The organism is Paracoccus maritimus, assembly GCF_025195095.1.
Classification (GTDB): domain Bacteria; phylum Pseudomonadota; class Alphaproteobacteria; order Rhodobacterales; family Rhodobacteraceae; genus Paracoccus; species Paracoccus maritimus.
The window spans coordinates 96,136-118,020 of record NZ_JANAVZ010000005.1 but is presented as its reverse complement, the minus strand read 5'-3'; the positions used below and the strand labels follow the sequence as shown (position 1 = coordinate 118,020).

27 protein-coding genes are annotated in these 21,885 nt (G+C 63.0%); 14 read left to right on the top strand and 13 right to left on the bottom strand.

The features are described 5' to 3' along the window. Position 1: 1 nt before the first annotated feature. On the bottom strand, positions 2-1,327 hold the full coding sequence (locus MU516_RS10265) for a TRAP transporter large permease (RefSeq protein WP_260277134.1): 1,326 nt from the start codon (positions 1,325-1,327) through the stop codon (positions 2-4). Between the two features lie 180 nt (positions 1,328-1,507). Between MU516_RS10265 and MU516_RS10260 the strand changes: the two genes are divergently transcribed. Then, entirely contained in the window at positions 1,508-2,842 is a 1,335-nt protein-coding gene (locus MU516_RS10260; RefSeq protein WP_260277133.1) for a L,D-transpeptidase family protein, read from the top strand. Then, positions 2,839-3,681, top strand: coding sequence for an extensin-like domain-containing protein (locus MU516_RS10255; RefSeq protein WP_260277132.1), 843 nt, complete (start codon positions 2,839-2,841; stop codon positions 3,679-3,681). The genes MU516_RS10260 and MU516_RS10255 overlap by 4 nt, the downstream gene beginning before the upstream one ends. A 2-nt stretch (positions 3,682-3,683) precedes the next feature. Here the strand turns inward: MU516_RS10255 and MU516_RS10250 are convergent, their stop codons facing one another. After that, positions 3,684-4,415, bottom strand: a complete 732-nt coding sequence (locus MU516_RS10250) for a Crp/Fnr family transcriptional regulator (RefSeq protein WP_260277131.1) — start codon at positions 4,413-4,415, stop codon at positions 3,684-3,686. A gap of 113 nt (positions 4,416-4,528) precedes the next feature. Next, positions 4,529-5,866, bottom strand: coding sequence for a FliI/YscN family ATPase (locus MU516_RS10245; protein WP_260277130.1), 1,338 nt, complete (start codon positions 5,864-5,866; stop codon positions 4,529-4,531). 97 nt (positions 5,867-5,963) lie between these two features. Between MU516_RS10245 and MU516_RS10240 the strand changes: the two genes are divergently transcribed. Genes MU516_RS10240 through MU516_RS10200 form a run of 9 tightly spaced genes read left to right on the top strand, consistent with a single transcriptional unit; the run spans position 5,964 to position 10,583 of the window. Next, complete coding sequence (locus MU516_RS10240) at positions 5,964-6,356, top strand: FlgB family protein (RefSeq protein WP_260277129.1); 393 nt, start codon at positions 5,964-5,966, stop codon at positions 6,354-6,356. An 11-nt stretch (positions 6,357-6,367) separates the two neighbouring features. Then, positions 6,368-6,760 (top strand): flagellar basal body rod protein FlgC, encoded by a 393-nt coding sequence (gene flgC / locus MU516_RS10235; protein ID WP_260277128.1) that lies wholly within the window; start codon positions 6,368-6,370, stop codon positions 6,758-6,760. 11 nt (positions 6,761-6,771) lie between these two features. Beyond that, positions 6,772-7,062 (top strand): flagellar hook-basal body complex protein FliE, encoded by a 291-nt coding sequence (fliE, locus tag MU516_RS10230; protein ID WP_260277127.1) that lies wholly within the window; start codon positions 6,772-6,774, stop codon positions 7,060-7,062. Positions 7,063-7,065: 3 nt separating this feature from the next. Then, positions 7,066-7,332, top strand: coding sequence for a flagellar biosynthetic protein FliQ (locus MU516_RS10225; RefSeq protein ID WP_260277126.1), 267 nt, complete (start codon positions 7,066-7,068; stop codon positions 7,330-7,332). Between the two features lie 3 nt (positions 7,333-7,335). Next, positions 7,336-8,052, top strand: a complete 717-nt coding sequence (locus MU516_RS10220) for a flagellar hook-basal body complex protein (protein ID WP_260277125.1) — start codon at positions 7,336-7,338, stop codon at positions 8,050-8,052. A gap of 11 nt (positions 8,053-8,063) precedes the next feature. Beyond that, a complete protein-coding gene (gene flgG, locus MU516_RS10215) occupies positions 8,064-8,849 on the top strand; it encodes a flagellar basal-body rod protein FlgG (protein WP_260277124.1) in 786 nt (261 codons plus the stop codon). Next, positions 8,849-9,262 (top strand): flagellar basal body P-ring formation chaperone FlgA, encoded by a 414-nt coding sequence (gene flgA / locus MU516_RS10210; RefSeq protein WP_260277123.1) that lies wholly within the window; start codon positions 8,849-8,851, stop codon positions 9,260-9,262. Before flgG ends, flgA begins: the two co-directional genes overlap by 1 nt. Positions 9,263-9,286: 24 nt before the next feature. Beyond that, a complete protein-coding gene (gene flgH, locus MU516_RS10205; RefSeq protein ID WP_260277122.1) occupies positions 9,287-10,012 on the top strand; it encodes a flagellar basal body L-ring protein FlgH in 726 nt (241 codons plus the stop codon). A 10-nt stretch (positions 10,013-10,022) separates the two neighbouring features. Further along, positions 10,023-10,583 (top strand): hypothetical protein, encoded by a 561-nt coding sequence (locus tag MU516_RS10200; protein WP_260277121.1) that lies wholly within the window; start codon positions 10,023-10,025, stop codon positions 10,581-10,583. 47 nt (positions 10,584-10,630) lie between these two features. Here the strand turns inward: MU516_RS10200 and MU516_RS10195 are convergent, their stop codons facing one another. From MU516_RS10195 to rfbC, 5 genes are all read right to left on the bottom strand, one after another. Further along, positions 10,631-11,662 carry a glycosyltransferase gene (locus tag MU516_RS10195; protein ID WP_260277120.1) on the bottom strand — a complete coding sequence of 344 codons (1,032 nt, stop codon included), beginning with the start codon at positions 11,660-11,662 and terminating at the stop codon, positions 10,631-10,633. Between the two features lie 140 nt (positions 11,663-11,802). After that, positions 11,803-12,675, bottom strand: a complete 873-nt coding sequence (gene rfbA / locus MU516_RS10190) for a glucose-1-phosphate thymidylyltransferase RfbA (RefSeq protein ID WP_260277119.1) — start codon at positions 12,673-12,675, stop codon at positions 11,803-11,805. Further along, complete coding sequence (gene rfbD, locus MU516_RS10185; protein WP_260277118.1) at positions 12,672-13,529, bottom strand: dTDP-4-dehydrorhamnose reductase; 858 nt, start codon at positions 13,527-13,529, stop codon at positions 12,672-12,674. Before rfbD ends, rfbA begins: the two co-directional genes overlap by 4 nt. Continuing rightward, positions 13,529-14,566 carry a dTDP-glucose 4,6-dehydratase gene (gene rfbB, locus MU516_RS10180; RefSeq protein ID WP_260277117.1) on the bottom strand — a complete coding sequence of 346 codons (1,038 nt, stop codon included), beginning with the start codon at positions 14,564-14,566 and terminating at the stop codon, positions 13,529-13,531. The genes rfbD and rfbB overlap by 1 nt, the downstream gene beginning before the upstream one ends. Next, on the bottom strand, positions 14,563-15,123 hold the full coding sequence (gene rfbC / locus MU516_RS10175; RefSeq protein ID WP_260277116.1) for a dTDP-4-dehydrorhamnose 3,5-epimerase: 561 nt from the start codon (positions 15,121-15,123) through the stop codon (positions 14,563-14,565). The genes rfbB and rfbC overlap by 4 nt, the downstream gene beginning before the upstream one ends. 219 nt (positions 15,124-15,342) lie before the next feature. Between rfbC and MU516_RS10170 the strand changes: the two genes are divergently transcribed. From MU516_RS10170 to MU516_RS10160, 3 genes are all read left to right on the top strand, one after another. Next, positions 15,343-16,893: a M10 family metallopeptidase gene (locus MU516_RS10170; protein WP_260277115.1), complete on the top strand. Its 1,551-nt coding sequence runs from the start codon at positions 15,343-15,345 to the stop codon at positions 16,891-16,893. Positions 16,894-16,965: 72 nt separating this feature from the next. Beyond that, the gene (locus tag MU516_RS10165) at positions 16,966-17,772 is read left to right on the top strand and encodes a thymidylate synthase (protein ID WP_260277114.1); all 807 of its coding nucleotides are present in this window, start codon (positions 16,966-16,968) and stop codon (positions 17,770-17,772) included. A 5-nt stretch (positions 17,773-17,777) separates the two neighbouring features. Then, on the top strand, positions 17,778-18,269 hold the full coding sequence (locus MU516_RS10160; RefSeq protein WP_260277113.1) for a dihydrofolate reductase: 492 nt from the start codon (positions 17,778-17,780) through the stop codon (positions 18,267-18,269). A gap of 57 nt (positions 18,270-18,326) precedes the next feature. Here MU516_RS10160 and MU516_RS10155 read toward each other — a convergent pair whose 3' ends face one another. The 5 genes from MU516_RS10155 to MU516_RS10135 form a co-directional block, all read right to left on the bottom strand. Further along, on the bottom strand, positions 18,327-18,692 hold the full coding sequence (locus tag MU516_RS10155) for a hypothetical protein (protein ID WP_260277112.1): 366 nt from the start codon (positions 18,690-18,692) through the stop codon (positions 18,327-18,329). Positions 18,693-18,719: 27 nt separating this feature from the next. Further along, positions 18,720-19,091 (bottom strand): metallophosphoesterase family protein, encoded by a 372-nt coding sequence (locus tag MU516_RS10150; protein ID WP_260277111.1) that lies wholly within the window; start codon positions 19,089-19,091, stop codon positions 18,720-18,722. Beyond that, positions 19,072-19,488 carry an Ig-like domain-containing protein gene (locus MU516_RS10145; RefSeq protein ID WP_260277315.1) on the bottom strand — a complete coding sequence of 139 codons (417 nt, stop codon included), beginning with the start codon at positions 19,486-19,488 and terminating at the stop codon, positions 19,072-19,074. The genes MU516_RS10150 and MU516_RS10145 overlap by 20 nt, the downstream gene beginning before the upstream one ends. 477 nt (positions 19,489-19,965) lie before the next feature. Beyond that, the gene (rsmD, locus tag MU516_RS10140) at positions 19,966-20,538 is read right to left on the bottom strand and encodes a 16S rRNA (guanine(966)-N(2))-methyltransferase RsmD (RefSeq protein WP_260277110.1); all 573 of its coding nucleotides are present in this window, start codon (positions 20,536-20,538) and stop codon (positions 19,966-19,968) included. Between the two features lie 73 nt (positions 20,539-20,611). Further along, complete coding sequence (locus MU516_RS10135) at positions 20,612-21,811, bottom strand: NAD(P)/FAD-dependent oxidoreductase (RefSeq protein ID WP_260277109.1); 1,200 nt, start codon at positions 21,809-21,811, stop codon at positions 20,612-20,614. Between the last annotated feature and the right edge of the window lie 74 nt (positions 21,812-21,885).

The window sequence follows — 21,885 nt, the reverse complement described above, 5'->3', positions numbered from 1 at the left end:
GTCACATCGCGCCCGCCAGAATGGTCGAGATGATCGGAAACAGGATCAGGATCAGCAGAACAAGAACATCGATGGCCAGGAACCGCGAGACACCGGCGAATATCCGGTCAATGCCCACGTCGCGCGTCACGTTTCCGATGACGAACACGTTCAGGCCGACCGGCGGGGTGATCAGACCGATCTCAAGAAGCTTGACCACGATCACCCCGAACCAGATCGGATCCATGCCATACGCTTCGACCAGCGGCAGCAGGAACGGCAATGTCAGGATCAGGATCGCGATCGGTTCAAGAAACATCCCCAGGATCAGATAGGTGATGATCACGACGGCGATCATCACGAAATAGGACAGGGCGGCATCCTGGGCCCAGCCCAGTGCGGCATCCGGCAGGCCCGTCAGGATCACGAAACCGAAAAACACCTTTGCCGCGACGACGATCAGCAGGATCACGGCGCTCTGTAATAGGCTTTCCCGGATCGCCTGCCACAGCACGTCGGCGGTCAGGCGACTTTGGATGAACCCGATCACCAGCGTCAGCATGACACAGGCCGTCACGGCAGCCGTCGCCGAAAATCCCAGAAGGATTCCACCGACAATCATTGCAAACAGCAGCAGCGCCGGCCAGATTGCCAAAGCAGCGTCGATCCGGCTGGCCTTGTCCACGGTGCCGGCCGGCGCGTCCTTGGGATTCTGTCCGACCCACCAGGCGACCACCGCCACCATCCCCGCCAAAGACAGCAAGCCAGGCAGGACGCCCGCCAGAAACAGCCGGGCGATCGACGTTTCGGTAAAGATGCCGAACAGGATGAACAGGACTGACGGCGGGATCAGCGATCCCAGCGTACCACCCACGGCGACGGATGCGGTTGCAAGTCTTGGATCGTAGCCCAGGCGCAACATCTCGGGTACGCAGATGCGACCCATCGTCGAGGCGCAGGCGATCGAGGACCCCGAGATCGCCGAAAATCCCCCGCATCCCACGACCGCCGCCATTGCCAAACCGCCACGCAGGGGTCGCAGCCAGATCGCGGCGGCGTCATAGATACGCGTGGCGATACCGGCGTAGAAGGCGACATTTCCCAGCAGGATCATCAGCGGCACGATCGCAAGATCAACCGCGCGAGGCAGGTCCAGCGCCGTGGACAGCAGGATCGGCCCAGTCAGGTTCATGGCCAGGTCGAAGATTCCGCCATCACCGCTTGTCGCATGTATCAGAAACGTACCGACCGCCCCGACGCCCCCCACGACGAACGCCACAGGCACGCGCAGCGCCAACAGAGAAAGGGTCAGGATCAGCAAGGCAACGCCGATGTTTGCTGGATCCATGTCAGATCGCCTCCTGCATGCACATCTGATCAGCGGCATTCCACGTTATTGTTTCACACAGCAGGCTAAAATTCCGCTATGCGGAATTCAACTGGGAATTGACCCTATCGTGACCGGCAGGATATCTGGCGGTTTCCCTTCGATCACACGATGCTGCCCCGACCCAAGACGGAGAACCCGATGCCGCGCCGCCTGACCCGCCTGTTTCTTGTTCTTTCCCTTGCGGGGGCGGTTGCGTTGCCGATGACAGCGCAGATCGCGCTGTCGCAAAGCCAGACGGGGATGTCGCCATCCATCATCACCGCCGCACAACTGGAATCGGCGGGCTATGACGGCGGCGATCTTCCATCCGGCCGCTCGGCCCTGACGGCGAAGGTCCAGGTTCTTCTGGATCGGTCCGGCACGTCACCGGGGGTGATCGACGGTTTCAAGGGCGGCATGAGCCAAAGCGCCATCATGGCCTTCGAACGACGTTCCGGGCTGCCCATGGACGGGATTATGGACCCGCATGTGTGGAACCTGCTGCAAAGCTTTGCGCATCAGCCGATCACCATGGATTACACGATCACCCCTGAGGACGCACAGGATCTGGTCGCGTCGATCCCGTCCGACTATGCCGAGAAGGCGAAGATGTCTTCGCAGGGCTATACCAGCATCGCCGAGAAACTGGGTGAACGGTTCCACATGGACGAGAAATTCATCGCCGTTCTCAACCCGGGGGTCGTGCTGGAACCCGGCGCGACGATCAAGGTCACCAACCCGGCCAGTGACGCCCGGGGACAGGTGACGCGCATCATCGTGGACAAGGCCACGCGGCGCGTGGCGGCCTATGACGCCAAGGGCAGGATGATCGTGGATTATCCGGCGACGATCGGATCTGATGCGACCCCCTCGCCATCTGGAAGCCACCATGTCGTGACAGTCGCGTTGAACCCGAACTACACCTACAATCCCGCCCGCAATTTCAAGCAGGGCGACAATGACAAGGCGTTGATCGTGCCCCCCGGTCCGAACGGGCCGGTGGGTTCTGTGTGGATCGATCTGTCCAAGCCCAGCTACGGGATCCATGGCACGGCGACACCGTCAAGGCTGTTCCACAACCAGTCGCATGGCTGCGTGCGGCTGACCAACTGGGATGCGCGCGAACTGGCGGGAATGGTGAAGGCCGGGGTGACGACGGTCGAATTTCTTCCGACGGGCATGACCATCGCCGAGGCGACCGGGTTGCGACCCGCCGCGCCCGTCACCACCTCTGAACCGCTGGATCAGGCGGCATCCGCCCCCATCAGCGAGGCCCAGTCCGCCAGCCCGACCCCCGCCAACGCAGCCGCGACAGAGGTTCTGGATTTTCCAGATCCCGCCGCGGAATCGCTCAACGGTCGCGTCATCGAAAACACCTCGGAAGCGGAAGCCGACGCCTTGGCCGAACCATCCGTTGCCGACCCGCTAAGCGATGCATTGTCGGGTGCGCTGCCCGACGGTTTCGTGGTGCCGCCGCTGGATGAACAGCAGTGAGAACATACCTGCTGACCATCGCCGCCTATTGCCTGATCTCCACGGCGGCCATCGCGCAGGACCGCCCGCCCGAAGCCCCCGAACCCCATGCGGAATCTCCGCTCGACAAGGCCGACGACACGCGTCCGCCCGAAAAACCTGCCAGTAGCGGGCGGCCTGACGAAATCGCGAGAAGCGATGGTGAAAACGACGGCGATGAACCCGACAGTCCGAAAGCTGAGCAGGTCTTCGGGCCACCGCCTCCGCCAAGATGGTTCATGCTGCGCGAAAGCGACGGGGAAGAGGCGGCCTGTCGGCTGGCACTGGCGATGCTTGGAACGCGATACGAAGACCGCCCGGCCATCACTGACCCGCAGGATCGCGATTGCGGCATCGCGCGCCCGATCCGGGTGACCCACATCCTGCCTGACTTGGAACTGGAGGGCGACGCCGAAATGCGCTGCGACACGGCACGCGCCCTAGGGTTCTGGGCGCGCGATTTCCTGCGCCCTGCCGCAGCCGCGTTGCCGGGCGCGCCGCGCGTCACTGGCCTTCGGCTTGGCACGACCTATGCATGCCGCACGCGGATCGGAACCGGAAAGGACCGCCCCAAACTGTCCGAACACGCCTTGGGTAACGCGATCGACATCATGGGTTTCACCTTCGCCGACCGCGATCCACTGGACGTCGAGCCCCGCGGCGACAGTGGCGGCACAGAAGAAGCCTTTCAGCGTGCAGTTCGGGGGGCTGCCTGTCTGTTCTTCACCACCGTCCTTGGGCCGGGCGCGAATGCCGCACATGCCAACCATCTTCATCTTGATCTGGCGGCCCGGCGCAGCGGCTGGCGACTGTGCCAGTAGGATCAGCGGCGCATCTTTTCCATGTCCAGATAGGTCGGATCGAACCGCGACAGCGTTGCCAGCCCTTTCCAGTCAAGAATGGTCACATCCGCACCCGACCATCGGATCAGGCCGCGGTCACGCAAATCACGCACCGCGCGGTTCACGTGTATCGGGGAGTAGCCGAGGATATCCGCCAGTTCGCGCTGCAGCAGCGGCAATGAAAAGCGATTGTCGGCGGCCGCGCCGACTGCGTTCAGCCGGGTGTAGATCTCGCACAGAAGATGCGCCAGATGCGCGCTGGATCGCAAGGATGCCGCCGCCACCAGCCATTGCCGATGCACGGCCGCATCAATCAACGTCGCCATCCACATCAGGCGCGTGAGATGAGGAAAATTTTCCGTAATCTCGGTCAGTTGGTCATGGCTGACGAACTCGACCTCAGCGGGGCCGACGGCAATGACGGAATGTTCAAGCCCGGCCAGCACGAAACCATGCAGATCCACGAAATCGCCGGGCACATGCAGCGCCGTGATGACCCGTTCCTCGGGGCGACCGACAAGCTCATGGGACCGGGCCGACAATCCCCGCAACATCATGCAGCTTCTTGCGGCGATGCGTTCCACCGGCACGATCACCTCGCCCGGTGCGAAGGAAACATGCTCGGTGCGCAGGCTGCGAAGACGGGACAAGTCAGCCTCGGACAGCGTATCACGCCGTTGAAGATAGCGGATAAAATAGTCCGTAATCGCCATCCCGCCCTCCTTTCCATTGGCTGCGAGACAGTTGCAAATCGTCGAATCGGACGCAATGGCCCGAAACTCCCTTCTAACATTCATTAAGCCCGACGGCTTCGCGCTGATGAGTTTCACGCGCTGCGCACGCCGGCCCTTGTCCGTGCCGGAACACGCAAGGCATCCGACAGTTCCATAAAGCTCTGCTGGACAGATTCACTGCGACGCGTCACGAAATCGTCCAGTTGCGGATACAGCTTCACGGCCTCGTCCAGGCGCGGATCGGATCCGGGCGCATACAGGCCGGCGCGGATCATCAGTTCCGACTCGGCATACGACCCCAAGGCGGCGCGGGCGCGAGCGAGCAGACCGTTCTCGTCCGCGCTTGCCGCATCGGGCAGCGAGCGCGACACCGATCGAACGACATCGATGGCGGGAAAGCGCCCGCGTTCGGCGATGCTGCGTTCCAAGACGACATGCCCATCCAGCGTGCCCCGCAGAATGTCGGCCACGGGTTCTTCCATGTCAGAGCCTGCCACAAGCACGCTGAAGATCCCCGTAATGTCTCCGCCCCCCTCAAGACCGGGACCGGCACGCTCGGCCAGCGCCATGACAAGGTTCGAGACCGACGGGGGAAACCCGCGATAACTGGGCGGCTCGCCCGCGGCCAGCGCGATCTCGCGGTGCGCTTCGGCAAAGCGGGTGATCGAATCGGCCAGCAGCAGCACATGCTTGCCCTGATCGCGGAAATGTTCGGCAACGGCCATCGCCGCCCAGGCACAGCGCCGCCGGATCAGGGGCGAGCGATCGGATGTCGCGGTGACGATGACCGCGCGCGCCATTCCCTCGGGGCCCAGTGTCTTGTCAACGAATTCGCGCAGTTCGCGCCCCCGCTCTCCGATCATCGCGATGACCACCACATCGGCCTGCACCCCACGCGCCAGGCCCGACAGAAGCGTCGATTTGCCCACGCCGGATCCCGCGAACAGGCCGATCCGTTGCCCCGCGACCAGCGGCAGCAGTGTGTCGAACACCGCGAACCCGGTCGGCAGCCGCGCGCCAAGCCGCTTGCGCCCAACGGCTGGCGGTGCCTCGCACCTGAACGGACGCGGCTCGATTCCTTGCGGCAACGCCCGGCCGTCCAGCGGCTGCCCCAACGGATCGATGATTCGGCCGATCCACGCGTCGCAGGGCGAAATCGTCGGCGCGAACAGCAATTCGACCTCGGCGCCCACGGACAACCCTTCGAGATGGCCTTCGGGCAGCACCTCGGCATGACGCGGCGCAAGGCCCACGATCTCGCCTGCCACACCGCTTTCCTGCAATGAAATCATCACCCTGTCGCCGATCGACGCGCGACCGTTCAAGCCCTCGACGCGGATCAGGCCGCCGCGAATGGACTGCACGCGGCCGAAATGCTGCGCCAGCCGCAAATGCCTTATGCGGTGGGCGATCGATTCAAGTTTATCCATTTCGCGCTTCTCCTGCCTGAGCCGAACTCGTGCTTCCGAAACGGTTTCTAAACCATTCGGAGTTAAGACCCGGTTATCGCCAATGAGGAGAAGCCTCATGTTTGAGAAGATCGAGATGATGCGAATGGCCCGCGCAATGGGTCAGCATGTGACGGAACGACAGACCATCGTCGCCAGGAACATCGCCAACGCCGACACCCCTGGCTTCAAGGCACAGGATCTGCAGCCGTTCGAGGACAGCTATCGCCGCCGCGACGACCTTGCGGCAATGCGGACCACACGCCCCCGTCATCTGCCCGTCCCGACATGGTCACCCGCCGAACTTCGTGTCGCCACGACCGAGACCGGCGTCTCGCCCAACGGCAATTCTGTCTCGCTTGAGGCCGAAATGCTGAAGGCTGCCGAACTCAAGCGCGAGCACGAATTGTCGCTTGGGGTCTATCGCTCGGCCCTCGACCTGATGCGGACCAGCATCGGCCGGCGGGCCTGAGGGAGGTATTCATGGCAGAACCCGTATCCCCCCTTCGACTGTCCGCGTCCGGCATGCAGGCCCAGGCCGAACGGCTGCGTCGCGTGGCCGAGAACGTCGCGAACGCAGACACGCCGGGGTATCGCCGAAAACTGGTCGCCTTCGAGGAGGCTGTGGAATTCGGTCGTCCCAGCGGCGCCGTCGAGGTCTCGAAAACCATCCTCGACCGCACCGAACTGCCACGGATCTATGATCCGTCCCACCCCATGGCCGATGAGCAGGGATATTATTTGGGGTCGAATGTGAACCTGGTCATCGAAATCGCGGATTCCCGCGAGGCCGGGCGCAGCTACGAAGCCAATCTGAAGATGTTCGAACAGACCAGACAGATGGGCGCGTCCCTTCTGGATATTCTGCGTCGCTGAAAGGATTTTTGATGATCACTGCAGTCAATGCCGCCAATGCCTACAACGCCGCGCGCAGCGCGGTTCAACCCGACATGGCCGCCGCCCCCGCCTCGGTCGCGAAACTGGGTGAGGCGGCCCAGGACTTTGCCTCCCAGATGGCCCAGGTAGACGCGGTGTCGACCAGCGCGATGACCGGCCAGACCGACACCCACCAACTGGTCCAGACAATCGCCGAATCCCAGCTGGCGATGGAGACCGTGGTCGCGATCCGCGACAAGGTCGTCGAGGCCTATCAGGAAATCCTGCGGATGCCGGTCTGAGCCATGAGCGAAACTCTTCTGTTCGACATGCTGCGCCAGGCCTTGCTGATCTCTGTCCGTATCTCGGCCCCGATGCTGGGTGTGGCATTGGTCGCAGGGGTCGTCATCGGACTTTTCCAGGCATTGACCTCGGTGCAGGAAATGACCCTGACATTCGTTCCCAAGGTCGGGCTGATGCTGGCGGTCTTCTGGGTCACCATGAGCTTCATGACCACCGCCCTGTCCGATTTCTATATCGGTCAGATCATCCCCCTGATCGCGGGAAGCTGAACCATGGACAACGCGATCTACGCGGCGCTGACCCGGCAATCCGGATTGATGAACGAAATGCGCGTGGTCGCAAACAACATTGCCAACGCAAATACGACCGGCTTTCGCCGCGAAGGCGTGATCTTCGCCGAACACCTGTCCGCCCTTGATCGACAAGGCGACACGTTATCCATGGCGCATGCCCGCGGCCGGCTTGTCGATCTGGATCAGGGCGTGCTGACGCAGACCAACGGCACGTTCGATCTGGCGCTCGAGGGCGAGGGTTTCTTCATGCTGGACACGCCGGAGGGACCGCGCCTGACACGTGCCGGGGCTTTCATGCCGTCGCCGGAAGGAGAACTGATGAACGCGGACGGTCATCGCCTTCTGGACGAAGGCCAAGCACCGATCATCATTCCGGCGGGCGCCAGCAAGGTCGGCGTTGGTGCCGATGGCACGCTGTCGGCAAACGGCATAAACTTCGGCCGCATCGGCGTCTTTGCCCCACCCGAGGGCGCGCAGATCACCCATGACGGAGGCACCGGCTTCGCCATCGATGGCGACCCCGAGCCGGTCGAGGAGGCGAGTATCCGCCAGGGTTTCCTGGAAGAATCCAACGTGGATGCCGTCTTCGAAATCACCCGCATGATCGAGGTCCAGCGCGCTTACGAGCTGGGCCAGTCCTTCCTTGACCGCGAGGATCAGCGGATCCGCAACGCGATCACATCCATGACCCGCTGAGAGGAAAAACCATGAGAGCCCTTCAGATTGCCGCCACCGGCATGAGCGCCCAGCAAACACGCGTCGAGGTCATCTCGAACAACCTCGCCAACATGTCGACAACGGGCTTCAACGCGCGGCGTGCCGAGTTCGCCGACCTGCATTATCAGCAGGCAACCCGCCCCGGCACCGTGACGGCAGCCGATGGCACCGTGATTCCCGCCGGCGTTCAACTGGGTCTGGGCGTCCGGCCCAGCGCGGTCAGCATCAATCTGCAACAGGGGTCGCTGAGCCAGACCGGAGGCGATCTGGACATGGCGATCGACGGCGATGGCTATCTGGAGGTGACGCTTCCTTCCGGACTGTCGGGATATACACGCGACGGCGGGCTGAAAAGATCGGCCGAAGGGCAGATCGTGACCTCGGACGGCTATCCGGTGGTGCCCGGCATCACCATTCCCGACGACGCGCGGTCAATCTCGATCAATGCCGGCGGCGAGGTCTATGCCTATTTCAACGACCGGGTCGAACCCGAGTTGCTGGGCCAGTTCACGCTTGCCAGCTTTTCCAACGAAAAAGGGCTGGAGGCTGTCGGGTCGAACCTGTTTCTGGAAACCGCCGCATCGGGCGCGGCGCAGGTCGCCAATCCCGGACAGGAGGGTCTGGGCACGCTGCGGCAGGGCTACCTTGAGGAAAGCTCGGTCGATGCGGTGCGAGAGATCACCGAGCTGATCAAGGCGCAGCGCGGCTATGAACTGAACGCCAAGGTCATTACTGCCGCCGACCAGATGCTTGGCGCGACAACGCAGGTGCGTTGATGATCCGCGCCCTGGTCCTGATCCTGCTGCTACCCCTCTCGGCCCAGGCCGGGACTCTGGCGGCGGCCCGCACCCTGCCCGCCGGCACGGTCATTTCCGCAACCGACCTGCGTGCCATCGACAGCGCGCGTGCGGGTCTCAGCGATCCGTCGCAGGCGATCGGATTGCAGACACGCATCACCATTTACGAAGGCCGGCCGATCCAAGCCAACCTGTTGCAGGCTCCCAGGCTGGTCAGCCGCAATCAACTGGTACGCCTGTCGTTTCTACGCGGACCGCTGCGAATCGAGGCCGAGGGGCGGGTTCTTGGCGACGGCGCCGCCGGCGATCTGGTCCGGGTGATGAATCTGGATTCCCGCAGCACCATCACCGCCCGCGTGATGCCCGACGGCAGCCTTCTGGCCGGTCGCTGACAGTAGAAAGACAAGGAATACCGCATGAAATCCACACATTTTCTTTGTCTTGTCCTGGCATTGGGTGCCTGCTCTCGGGTCGCCAATGTCGGTCAGGCACCTCACCTCAGCTCTCCGCGCAACAGCGAGGAATTCATCGCCATGACCAACCCGCCGCTGGAAATTCCGGTCGATTCGGGCCGTCCCGAAGCAGCGGCGTCGCTGTGGGCCGGCACAACCTCGTCGCTGATCAGCGACAGGCGCGCCTCGACACGCGGCGACATCCTGACCGTGGTGATCGAGATCGACGACCGCGCGGAAATCAGCAACAGTTCGGGCCGGTCGCGCGCGGCCGGAGACGAGGTCAGCATGCCGCAGATGATCGGGATTCCCCAGCGGCTTGCCGACAAGCTGCCCGAGGGCGCAAGCTTCGACGATCTTGCCGACGCCTCGTCATCATCGACCTACAAGGGAAGCGGCAACATCACGCGTCGTGACAAGCTGACTCTGCGCGTTGCAGCCACGGTCATCGACCGCCTGCCGAACGGAACGTTGCAGATACAGGGCATGCAAGAGGTCCGCGTGAACTATGAATTGCGCGAACTGACGGTATCCGGCTTCGTCCGGCCGGGCGACATCGATCGCAACAACGAAATCGAATATGACAGGATCGCAGGCGCCCGTATTTCCTATGGCGGCCGAGGTCAGATCACGGATGTTCAGCAGCCGCGATACGGCCAGCAGATCGCCGATATCCTGCTTCCCTATTGAGGTGCGCCGAATGAAGAAAATCCTGATCATGCTGATTCCCGTCCTGGCACTTGCCGCGGGCAGCATCGGCGGCGACATGCTGAGGCCCGCGGCCAAGGCAAACGCAGAAGGTGCGCACGCAGACGGATCAAGCGCAGCGGATGCAACGGCGGCCACGGAGGCACATGGCTCTACCGATACCGGCCACTCTGAGGATGCGCATGGCGGGGGCGGGCATGGGGGCGACGGACATGGGGGCGACCCCGGCGCTGCGGCCTGGTTCACGTTTCCATCGCAATTCTTCGTGCCCATGATGCGCAATGGCGATATGGGCGCGATGATGATCATGACATTGACCGTCGAAACGACCGAAGCCGATCTGGAACCGATGAAGCAACAGGAACACCGGCTGCGCGATGCATTGCTGCGACAGCTGATGGTGCTGGCCAATACGGGCGCCTTCGACGGGAACTTCACCGCCGAGGCCAGGCTACGCGTGATGCGCGAAGGACTTTTGAAGGCGGCGCAAGACGCGACCGAGCTTTCTGTCGACAAGGTGCTGATCGAGGATATCGCCAGACAGCAGGGTTGAACGGCCTGCCCGCGACCCAAGGTTGGGCGGGCAAACCGGACTATCCGTCAGTCCTGCCTTGACGTTTCTCGATCGCCGGTGTTGCCGGCCGCAGTTGCCGCATCGGCAATCGCCAGAATCTCGGGATGGCCGCGCCGAAGATTGCCGCGGAAGGCGTCCGTTACCGCCAGACGGATCAGGCGCCGGCAGACGGCACGCTCGGGCGGGGGTAGTGACCTGCCCTTCGTCAGCCATTTGGGAACCATCGCCGCGATCAGAAACGGGAACAGCAGCCGCCCCGCCGTGCGACGATAGACGAACCAGAGATTGCGGTGATGGTAGTAGGTCTTCCAGAGCGGACGCAGCATCGCGCCGGCCGTTTGCACCCCGCATTCATGTTCGAACCGCAGATCGGGCGCGAACAGCAGCTTTCCGCCCGACTGCGTCAACCCAAGCGTGTACAGCACATCGTCGCCATAGATGAAAAGACGCCCGTCCGGGAATCCCGCACGCCGAACGCCCGCGCGCGCGACAAAGAATCCGACGAAGGACGTGCCGTCCAGCCCCCTGGGTTGATCGGTCGCGTAAGCCGCGTCCGGAATGTGGAACGCGGCGCGTCCGCCACCTGCGATCACGCGCAAGAAGACCGAGATGCTTTTGAACGGGTTGACCCATGGGCGGTTCATCTCGCAGATGCGGCCGTCGGGAAAACGCACCGCCGCCGCAAGCGCGTCGGCATCCCCCCAGCGATCCAGTTCCAGCCCTTGTCTGAATTCTGCAATCGCGCCTGCCTGCGGACGGGCATCATCGTCCATCAACAGATACCAGTCCGGATCAAAGCGCGCCTGCGCCTTGCGCATCCCCGTCTCGAAGCCAAGCGCCCCACCACCGTTGTGCGGCATCTCGATCACTTGAAGTCTTGGATCATCTTGCGCGGCAAGCCATTCCCGACTGCCGTCTGATGATCCGTTGTCGACGACGACCACGTGATCCAGCGGCTCGGCCAATAGCCGCGCCAGCGTTTTCTGCAGATGCGGCCGTCTGTTGAAGGTGACGACGATCGCCGCAATTCTGGGTCTGTAGGGGTCTGGCTGGCTCAAGGCATTCTCTTGTTTGGACTTCTTGGGACTGTGCAGACACGCCGACCGGCCGCGTTCCTATCCGCAGCAGGACTGCCGTGAAAGTCCTTTGTCACCATGGCTCTTGCAGACACGCCGCGAACGTGCCGGCTACCGGCCGATCAGTCGAGCAAATTCAGCAGATACTTGCCGTAGGCGTTCTTCGAAAATTTCCCGGCGCGGTCGCGAAGCTGATCCGCGTCGATCCATCCGGCTTCGAATGCGATTTCTTCCGGGCAGCCGGTCTGCAGGCCCTGCCGATTTTCCAGGGTCCTGACGAAGTTCCCTGCATCAAGAAGGCTGGCATGGGTTCCGGTGTCCAGCCACGCGAAACCGCGCCCCATCTTCTCGACCGTCAGTTCGCCATCCGCCAGATAGCTTTCAAGCAAGGTCGTGATTTCAAGTTCGCCGCGATCCGATGGCTTGACCTGCGCCGCGCGCTGGGGGGCGGTGCCGTCAAGGAAATACAAACCCGTCACCGCATAGTGGGACGGTGGCTTCGCGGGCTTTTCGACGATCGCCCGTGCCTGTCCTTGCAAATCGAAATCGACCACCCCGTAGCGTTCAGGGTCGCTGACGCGATAGCCAAAGACAGTCCCGCCCGTATCCCGCGCATCGGCCGCCGCCATCAACAGCGGCAAACCGTGACCAAAGAAAATGTTGTCGCCAAGGACCATAGCGGATGGTGCGCCGGCCAGAAAATCCTCGGCCAGAAGATAGGCCTGCGCAAGCCCGTCGGGCGACGGCTGGATGATCCATTCGAAACGCAGCCCCCACTGGTCGCCATCGCCCAGAAGCCGCTGGAACTGGGCCTGATCCTCGGGGGTGGTGATGATCGCGATCTCGCGGATGCCGGCCAGCATCAGTACGGTGATCGGATAGTAGATCATCGGCTTGTCATATAACGGCAAAAGCTGCTTCGACACGCCCATGGTGATCGGATACAGCCGGGTACCGGACCCGCCCGCCAGAATAATGCCCTTGCGCTGTGTCATCTGTCCTGCTCCAGCCTTGCCAGCACCTCGGCCAGCCCCTTGCGCCAATCCGGGCGCGTGATGCCGAAATCGCGGGCGATGGCACCGCAATCCAGCCGCGAATTCAACGGCCGCCGCGCCGGGGTCGGGTATTCCGACGTGGCGATGCGTCGCACATTGCAGGCCAACCGCGCCTGAGCGAAGATCTCGACCGCAAGATCGGCCCAGCTTGCGTCCGGCGTCCCTGCAAAGTGGTAGATACCCCGACGTTCGGGATTCGCCAGCATCGCCTTGCCCATCGCAAGAAGCGCATCGGCGATGTGGGCGGCGGCGGTCGGCCCGCCCACCTGATCCGCAACGATTCCCAGTTCGTCGCGTTCGGCACCAAGCCGCAGCATCGTCTTCACGAAATTCCCGCCATGCGCCGAGAACACCCAGGATGTCCGAAGGATGGCCGATTGCCCCCCTGCATCGATAACGCCATTTTCGCCCGCAAGCTTGGTGGAGCCGTAGACCCCAAGCGGAGCGGTCGGCGCATCCTCGGTCCGTGGGGCATCGCCGCTGCCGTCGAAGACATAGTCGGTCGAGATATGCAGCAACGGCACGCCAAGACCGGCCGCCGCACGCGCCATCGCAGCGGGCGCCAATGCGTTGACCAGATGCGCAGTCTCGGCCTCGGCCTCGGCGCGATCCACCGCGGTATAGGCGGCAGCGTTGATCACAAGGCGCGGGGCGGCAAAGCGCAGCGCCTGCGCGCAGGCATCAGGATCGGTCAGATCGGCGTCATCGCGGCCCAGGAAGACGGCCCCCGGCGCACGTTCTGCCAGTTCGCGCGCGACCTGCCCGGTCCGGCCGAAGACCAGCAATCCCTGCATCACGCTGTTCCCAGCCGCCGACCAACACCATCGCGCGACAGCAGCGGCTGCCACCAGTCCCGATTGTCCAGATACCAGGCCACGGTGCGCCGCAGCCCCTCGTCAACGGTGACCGACGGGCGCCAGCCCAGCTCATCCCGGATCCGGGTCGGATCGATCGCATAGCGACGATCGTGACCGGGACGGTCGGGCACGAAGGAGATCAGCCGATCATGCGCGGCACCGGTGGGATGCAGTTCATCCATATGTGCGCAGATCGTGCGCACAAGATCGATATTCGTCGCCTCGTTCTCGCCGCCGATATTGTAGCTGCGCCCGATCTTCCCCTTCGCAAGCACCAGCAGTAGGGCGTCGGCATGATCCTCGACATACAGCCAGTCGCGGACGTTTCCACCATCGCCATAGACCGGGATCGTCTCGCCAGCCAGCGCCCTGAGGATCACGACGGGGACCAGCTTCTCGGGGAAATGATAGGGGCCGTAGTTGTTGGAACAATTGGTCAGCACCACCGGCAGGCCGTAGGTTTCATGCCACGCACGGACCAGATGATCCGACCCCGCCTTGCTGGCCGAATAGGGGCTGCGCGGGTCATAGGGCGTATCTTCGGTGAACTGCCCGGTCTCGCCAAGCGAACCGAATACCTCGTCGGTCGAGATATGGTGGAACCGAAATGTCTGGGGGCGACCCTCGCGCAGCCAATAGGCCCGCGCCGCTTCCAGCATGTTGAAGGTGCCGATCACGTTCGTCTCGACGAATTCGCCCGGCCCGTCGATGGACCGGTCGACATGGCTTTCGGCGGCGAGGTGCATCACCGCATCGGGTCGATGCTGCGCCAGGATCCGGTCCAGCGCGGCCCGATCGCGAATATCCGCATGCTCAAAACTGTAGCGCGGGCTGTCGGCCACAGGCGCGACGTTGGACAGGTTCGCGGCATAGGTCAGCGCATCCAGGTTCACGACGTCAAAGCCACGCTGCACTGCAAGGCGCACCACCGCGGAACCGATGAACCCCGCCCCGCCCGTCACAAGAATTTTCATGCGTCACCTTCATGAACGAAAGGAGAATTCCATTCCGCGAAACCCGGCGCCGCACGGTCCTTGTCCGACAGGATCGGCGCGGTCACGCCCCAATCGATCCCAAGACTGTCCCATGCCACAGCGCCGTCGCTGTCGCGATCATAATACGCGGTGCATTTATAGATGATTTCCGTGTCCGGTTCCTGCGTGACGAAGCCGTGCAGAAAACCCGCAGGGATCCACAGTTGCCGGCCATTCTCGAACGACAGTTCCGCGCCGACCCATTCGCCATAGGTCGGGCTGCCGCGCCGCGCATCCACGGCCACATCGAAAAGCCGCCCGCGCCCGCAGCGCACCAGCTTACCCTGTGCATGCGGTGGCGCCTGGTAATGAAGACCCCGCAATGTTCCCGCCTGACGCGACATCGAGTGATTGTCCTGAACGAACTCGGGCATGTCCACACCGGCCGCTGCCAGGGTCTTGCGATTCCAGCTTTCGGAAAAGAACCCGCGATCATCGCCGTGTCTTGCCGGTGTGATGACCAGCACGCCGGGCAGGGAAGTCTGCTCAATCTGCATCTTTTCGAACCATTTAACACCTGTCCCGGTCCGTATAGGCAAGCACGTCGCCCGAGTCACGGGGCCGACACCCCTTCATGTCCAAATAGCCATGCTAGGCTCTGCAATGAAACAGCTGTGTTGCATTTGAATTTCAATCACTCCGAAATTGGCTGTCTGCAGCTTGAGCGACGAATCGCAAGGCGCTAATGCACATGCAATTTGAGAAGGAATTTTTTGATGTCGTATTCGGACGCGTCCCGAATCGCGAATTATCTGACCACCGGCTATTTCAACGATGCGGGTTACCCTGCTGCATCGTTCGATGTGCAGGCCGGTGATACGCTGCGCGTGTACACGGATTTCACGACCGGCGCGGATCGCGGGATCGTCAGGCTTGCGCTGGATGCCTGGAGTGCGGTCTCGGGGCTGAGATTCGCGATGAACGGCACGGCGAATAATCACGATCTGCGCCTGACCGACAGCGATGTCGGCGCCTATTCCTACGGTTACCGATCCAACGATAATACCCTGCTGTGGTCGGTCGCGAATGTCGGGCGCGACTGGCTGAACGCCTATGGCAGCGAGACTGTCAGCTACTACACGCAGACCTGGATTCACGAGATCGGTCATGCCCTGGGCCTGGGACACGCCGGAAACTACAACGGATCAGCCGGCTGGGGGGATCAGAACTTCGCGCTGGACAGCTGGCAGATGTCGGTCATGTCGTATTTCGCACCGTTCGAGAACCCGAATGTCAGCGCCAGCTATGGTTATGTGCTGACCCCGATGCCCGCGGATATTCTGGCGATACATCGGCTGTACGGAACACCGAAGGTCGAAAAGCGCGGCGACGTCTATGGTTTCGACGGCACGGCGACGGGCATCTATGAACAGTTCAGCGACCTGCTGGACAACCGCAGCGATCTTCAGCCGGTCATGCTGACGATCCACGACACCGGCGGCATCGATATGCTGAACATGTCCCGTGACTGGCACGATCAACACATCGATCTGCAGCCCGGGGCATTTTCGGACGTGCTGGGCTGGCACGGCACGCTGGGGATCGCCTATGGCACCGTCATCGAAAACGCCCGCGGCGGCAGCGGTGATGACGTGATCCTGGGAAACCGCGCCGCCAACAGGCTGGCGGGGTCGGGTGGCGCGGATACTCTGCGCGGCGGCAACGACAGCGACATTCTTGACGGCGGTTCCGGCAATGACCGGCTGTTTGGTCAATTGGGCGCGGATCTGCTGATCGGCGACAATGGCGCGGATTTTCTTGACGGTGGTCCGAACAGCGACATTCTTCGCGGCGGCAGTGGCAATGACAGGATGTTGGCCGGTACTGGCAATGACCGCCTGCGAGGGCAATCCGGGAACGACCGGCTTTGGGGCCACGCCGGCGAAGACATCATCTGGGGTGATCATGGCAACGATTCGCTGTCGGGCGGTGGCGGAAACGACAGCCTGCGCGGCGGTCGCGGGTCAGACATCATGAGCGGCAACGCAGGCGCGGATGTTTTTGTGTTCCGATCACAGGATATTCGACGCGGCGATGTGGACGTGATCCGCGACTTCACGAGCAACCAGGATCTTCTTGACCTGCGAAATTTGGGTCTGGACGATTTCCGTCGCGGGCGTGGATCACTGGAGGATGGTGTCCTTCGCGCGGTCGAGAGGAACGACAAGCTGCATCTATTCGCTGATCTGGACGGAGACGGCGTTTCCGATCTGCATATCGTTCTGGCCGACGACCGCCCGCTGAGCGGCGGAGATCTGTTGTTCTAGCTTCCCTTCTTGGCACGGGCTGCCAAGAAAGATAGCTGTTTCGCATCGGACGGTTCAGCCGCAGGGGGATTGATGCAGCAATATCTGGACGCGCTGGCCAGCGTGCTTTCGAACGGCGAAAATTCTACCGACCGGACCGGGACTGGCACCCGGTCTATGTTCGGGATGCAGATGAGGTTCGATCTGTCGCAGGGGTTTCCGCTGGTCACGACCAAGAAGCTGCATCTGCGATCCATTATCCATGAATTGCTGTGGTTCCTGTCGGGCGACACGAATATCGGCTATCTCAAGGAGAACGGCGTTTCGATCTGGGACGAATGGGCAGACGAGAACGGCGATCTGGGGCCGATATATGGCCATCAATGGCGCCGCTTCGGCACCGAGGTCGGAGCCGAAGCCCCTGTCGAGGCCGATCAGATCCGATCGCTGATCGACGCCATCAGAACCACGCCGGACAGCCGCAGATTGATTGTGTCCGGCTGGAATCCCGTGCAGCTGGGACAGATGGCACTGCCCCCGTGTCACACGCTGTGGCAGGTCAGAATCCTGGGCGGAAAGCTGCATCTGCAGCTTTATCAGCGCTCGGGCGACATGTTCCTTGGGGTGCCCTTCAACATCGCCAGCTATGCGCTTCTGACCCATATGCTGGCCCATGTGACGGGCTATCGCGCGGGCGATTTCGTCCACACGATCGGGGACGCGCATATCTATGACAATCATATGGAACAGGTGAAACTGCAACTGTCCCGCGCGCCTCGTCCGCTGCCGCGTCTGACGATCGCGCGGCAGGTCGCCGAGTTGTCCGATTTCCGCTTCGAGGATTTCGTGATCGAGGGATATGATCCGCATCCCGCGATCAAGGCGCCGGTTGCGGTCTGATCGCCATGCTGACCCTGATCGCAGCCCAGGATCTGAATGGCGCCATCGGTCGCGGCAACACCATCCCCTGGCACATTCCCGAGGATTTCGCCTTTTTCAAGCGCGAGACGACGGGCGGCGCCATCGTCATGGGCCGCAAGACATGGGAAAGCCTGCCCAAAAGGCCGCTGCCCAACCGGCTGAACATCGTCATCTCTCGCGGATCAGGCGATGATCGGCAGGGTGCGATCTTTACCTCATTCGACAACGCACTGAGCGTCGCACGGACGGCGGGCTATCAGCGCGTGTATTGCATAGGCGGAGGCGAAATCTATCGCCTGATGGTGCCGCTTGCCGATCGCATCCTGCTGTCCACGATCGAGACCCGCGTCGAGGGGGCGGACACGTTCTTTCCCGCGTTGAACCCGGTCGATTGGAAGGTCACTGACACCCGCGTTCTGCGACAGGAAGACCCGATCTGCCGCCTGACCGAGTATCGCCGGATCGCGGCGTCCTGATCCGTGCGGTCAAACCCGCCGCACAATTCATGCGCGGCGGGCGATGGTCGGTGACGATCAGGCGGCAAACAGGAATTCGTCCACCGCGGTATCCAGCGCCAGACCGTCCTGCCACGCCAGGCTAACGATCCGGCTGTCCATGTCGCGACCGGTATCCGCATCGTCAAACGCGGTCTCGGTCATGGCATGATCGGCCAGAAGATATTCGGCGAACGCATCCTGTTCGGTGCCGTCGTCGGCGAAGGTCGCGTTGCCGCTGCGACCGCCGCCATTCGTCAACGAGACGAAATCAAGATCATCACCGGTCGGGAACGGATAGACGCCCGAGACATCCGCATCATAGCTGGCGGGGATGATGTTGCCGTCGGCGTCGAAATCGACGACCAGGCGGCCCACATCTCTGTAGCTGACATCGGCATTCACGATCGCGGTCGTGCTACCGGCGGCGTTTTAGACAAAGATCGGATACTGGCCCTGCGCGGTGACGCCGTCGCGCAAGCGGTCGTTCTTGTCCAGAAGGCGCGTGTTCGATCCGCCAGCGACGATGATATCGACATTCTCCAGCAATGGCGCCAGCGCCTGCTCGATGGAAAGCTGCTGCATATGGGCCAGCGGCACCACCTTGTTCATGCCGGGATTGGCCAACGGGGCCTGACCACCGGCCACTGCAAGCGGCGCAAGATTGGGGTCGGTCGAGAAATCGAGATTGGCCGACAGATAGAGGAAGGCCGTGCCCGCAAAGCCTTCGGCCGCATCGCCCGAAATCAGACCGGCCAGCGTGGCGTCGGCATCGACGTCCTCGTCACGCAGGGCGTTCAGCACCGCCGACAGGCGCGGCGCGTCCTCGACCGCGCGGGCGCCGGCCGCCGGCCGCCTGATCGGTGAAATGCAGCAGGTTCAGGCGGAAGGTGCTGTCCGCGTTGCCGACGGTCAGTTTGCCTTCATCGTCGCCTTCCTTGCCGTCAGACACGGTATAGCTTGGGTCGAGCTGATCGACATTCTTGAACTTGTGAAAGACGATTTCGCCCTGCTTCTTCAGCTTGGCCCAGCCCAGCTTTTCGCCGTCCTCGTTCATCAGCAAGACCTTGTCGCGACGACCAACCTCGATCCCGTTGATGTGAGTGATCGTCATCTTGTCGCCATCGGCGTCGGTGTCATTGGTCAGCACATGGACCGAGTATCCCCGATCATCCGTGCGCGGATGGTCATCAGCCGCCAGTGGCGCGGCATTCTAGGGTTCCGGCTTGTCGGGGCGGCAAACCCACCACCATCCCTTGCCCGGTCCATGGCCGAACCACGGTTTTGCCGACCAGTCGAGGTCGAACTTGTGGCTGAACGACTCCAGCCGTTCAAACGCATTGCCCCCTATCCCCAAGGCCCGACAACGATGCGTGTCTACCCCCGCCGCCAATATTCCAGCTCATAGCTTCCATCCCTGCAGAACGCTTTGAACACCGTACTGCTTGGCGGCGCGGGATCACGCTATCCTAGGCAGGACTGTGGCGGCCGCGTGACGCATGGCTGAAGCTTGTGTGATCGCGCCGCGGCCGAAGGGCTTCGCATCACGGCTTTCCTGTCGGGACGATCACGGGTCCGGTCGTGGTGCCGACAGATCGTCGGCCTGAACGCGCAATGGCGTCAGTCACACAAGACGAAAGCCATGAATGCATGGCAGCAATTCGGGTCCGCACAGACCTCAGGCCAGATCTTCGGGCGCCCGTAGCAGTGTGACCACGCTGTCACCATAGCGCCGCTGGTCAATCCGGATCAGCGGCGCGGGCACCAGCGGCGGACGGGCCTCTTCCCAGACAAGGATCGCGCCGGGCGCGACCCACCCCCCTTGCAGCGCCGAGGTCACCGCCTGTTCGCCCAGCCCCTGATCATAGGGCGGATCGAGAAAGATCAGGTTGTAGGGCGCGGCACGGTTGACCCCCAGCCGGGTCGCATCGCGTCGCCACAAATCGGTCACGCCCATCGCGCGCGCCTTTTCGACGTTGGCGCGGATCAGCGCCCGCGCCTTTACCCCGTCATCGACAAAGGCTGCGCGCGCCGCGCCGCGCGACAACGCCTCGAGCCCCAGCGCGCCGGTCCCCGCGAATAGGTCAAGCACCCGCGCGCCGGGCACCGGGTTGCCCTGCACGCCGTTCGTCAGAAGGTTGAAGATCGCCTCGCGCACCCTGTCGGTGGTGGGGCGCAGATGCGCCGCGATGTCGCCATCGCCCAGTTCGGCCAGCTTCAGGCCGCGCAGATTGCCGCCGACGATCCTCATGATTGCGTCCCGCGACAGCCGGGGGACTGCCTGCCCCCCGATCCCGCCGAGGCTATTTCCGCACAGAGGAAGGTCACATCAGCGCCTTGAGATCCGTGGCGGTCCGGATTTCCTGTGGATCGGGCGAGCGACCGGCCTCGATCAGCCTTTTCCCGATCATGTAGGCGCGGGCGTCATTCAGCGCGTCCACTGCGATCAGGCGATCCAGGCGGAAATACCAGACCGATCCGCCATGTATGCCGTCGGCCTTGCGCGTCACGATCTGGTCGTAGCCGGTTCCAAGACCCGCGATCTGCAGCTTGGCGTCGAACTGGTCGGACCAGAACCATGGCCTTGCCTCGTAGAACCGGTCTGCCCCCAGCATGTTGTCGGCCACCGCCTCGGCCATGTCGATCGCGCCGCCCACGCTTTCCAGTCGGATCCGTTCGCCCTGGAACGGAAAGCTTGCGCAGTCTCCGGCCGCCCAGATCGCCGGATCCGAGGTCAGCCCGTGATCGTCGGTAGCGATGCCGTTGTCGATTGTCAGACCCGCCTGTTGCGCAAGCCGGGTTTCCGGCAAGACGCCGATGCCGGTCACGATCAGATCGGCGGGCAGTTCCTGCCCATCCGCAAGGACCACCCCCGTGGCGCGGTCGGTGCCGGTGATCCGGTCGATGCTGGCGGCTTCACGAATCCGGACCCCGTGGGACAGGTGCAGGTCGCGGATCATCGTGGCCGTCTCGGGCGCGGCGACACGGCCCAGGATGCGCGGCGCGGATTCCAGCAGCGTCACCTCTAGCCCCAGCTTGCGGGCTACGGCTGCGGCCTCCAACCCGATATAGCCGCCACCGATCACGATCAGGCGGCGGCCGGGGCGCATCTCGGGCTGGATTGCATCGACATCGGCAAGGCTGCGCACGACATGCACGGCGGCCAGATCGCCGCCCATCTCGGCAGGCAGTCGGCGCGGCGCCGCGCCAAGTGTCAGCGCCAGCGCGTCGTATTCAACGCTGCCGCGATCCGTGGTGACCAGACGCGCGGCAGTGTCGATGGCGGTGGCGTTTTCCGACAGGCGCAGATCGATGCCCTGTTCGACCCACCATTCAGGCGTGCGCAGCAGCAACCGGTCCAGCCCCATCTGCCCCAGCAGATATCCCTTGGACAGGGGCGGGCGCTGATACGGGGCGACCGGCTCGGCCCCGATCACGGTCAACGGCCCGTCATGGCCCTTGGCCCGCAGGCGCGCCGCCATGGATGCCGCAGCCTGCCCTGCCCCAAGGATCACGATACGCATAAGATTGTTCCGCCGCTGGCCTGTCTTTCGACCGCAGCCTATAGTCGGCGCGAATCCGTTGCAATTCATGGAGT

Coding starts and splice junctions, on each gene's coding strand:
- rfbD (WP_260277118.1), bottom strand. CDS start 13,529: ATGCAGGGATTGCTGGTCTTCGGCCGGACCGGGCAGGTCGCGCGCGAA.
- MU516_RS10250 (WP_260277131.1), bottom strand. CDS start 4,415: ATGGCGATTACGGACTATTTTATCCGCTATCTTCAACGGCGTGATACG.
- MU516_RS10160 (WP_260277113.1), top strand. CDS start 17,778: ATGCTGACCCTGATCGCAGCCCAGGATCTGAATGGCGCCATCGGTCGC.
- MU516_RS10170 (WP_260277115.1), top strand. CDS start 15,343: ATGTCGTATTCGGACGCGTCCCGAATCGCGAATTATCTGACCACCGGC.
- MU516_RS10135 (WP_260277109.1), bottom strand. CDS start 21,811: ATGCGTATCGTGATCCTTGGGGCAGGGCAGGCTGCGGCATCCATGGCG.
- fliE (WP_260277127.1), top strand. CDS start 6,772: ATGATCACTGCAGTCAATGCCGCCAATGCCTACAACGCCGCGCGCAGC.
- MU516_RS10225 (WP_260277126.1), top strand. CDS start 7,066: ATGAGCGAAACTCTTCTGTTCGACATGCTGCGCCAGGCCTTGCTGATC.
- MU516_RS10165 (WP_260277114.1), top strand. CDS start 16,966: ATGCAGCAATATCTGGACGCGCTGGCCAGCGTGCTTTCGAACGGCGAA.
- MU516_RS10260 (WP_260277133.1), top strand. CDS start 1,508: ATGCCGCGCCGCCTGACCCGCCTGTTTCTTGTTCTTTCCCTTGCGGGG.
- MU516_RS10220 (WP_260277125.1), top strand. CDS start 7,336: ATGGACAACGCGATCTACGCGGCGCTGACCCGGCAATCCGGATTGATG.
- flgC (WP_260277128.1), top strand. CDS start 6,368: ATGGCAGAACCCGTATCCCCCCTTCGACTGTCCGCGTCCGGCATGCAG.
- rsmD (WP_260277110.1), bottom strand. CDS start 20,538: ATGAGGATCGTCGGCGGCAATCTGCGCGGCCTGAAGCTGGCCGAACTG.
- MU516_RS10200 (WP_260277121.1), top strand. CDS start 10,023: ATGAAGAAAATCCTGATCATGCTGATTCCCGTCCTGGCACTTGCCGCG.
- flgG (WP_260277124.1), top strand. CDS start 8,064: ATGAGAGCCCTTCAGATTGCCGCCACCGGCATGAGCGCCCAGCAAACA.
- MU516_RS10265 (WP_260277134.1), bottom strand. CDS start 1,327: ATGGATCCAGCAAACATCGGCGTTGCCTTGCTGATCCTGACCCTTTCT.
- MU516_RS10245 (WP_260277130.1), bottom strand. CDS start 5,866: ATGGATAAACTTGAATCGATCGCCCACCGCATAAGGCATTTGCGGCTG.
- MU516_RS10240 (WP_260277129.1), top strand. CDS start 5,964: ATGTTTGAGAAGATCGAGATGATGCGAATGGCCCGCGCAATGGGTCAG.
- flgA (WP_260277123.1), top strand. CDS start 8,849: ATGATCCGCGCCCTGGTCCTGATCCTGCTGCTACCCCTCTCGGCCCAG.
- rfbC (WP_260277116.1), bottom strand. CDS start 15,123: ATGCAGATTGAGCAGACTTCCCTGCCCGGCGTGCTGGTCATCACACCG.
- rfbA (WP_260277119.1), bottom strand. CDS start 12,675: ATGACACAGCGCAAGGGCATTATTCTGGCGGGCGGGTCCGGTACCCGG.
- rfbB (WP_260277117.1), bottom strand. CDS start 14,566: ATGAAAATTCTTGTGACGGGCGGGGCGGGGTTCATCGGTTCCGCGGTG.
- flgH (WP_260277122.1), top strand. CDS start 9,287: ATGAAATCCACACATTTTCTTTGTCTTGTCCTGGCATTGGGTGCCTGC.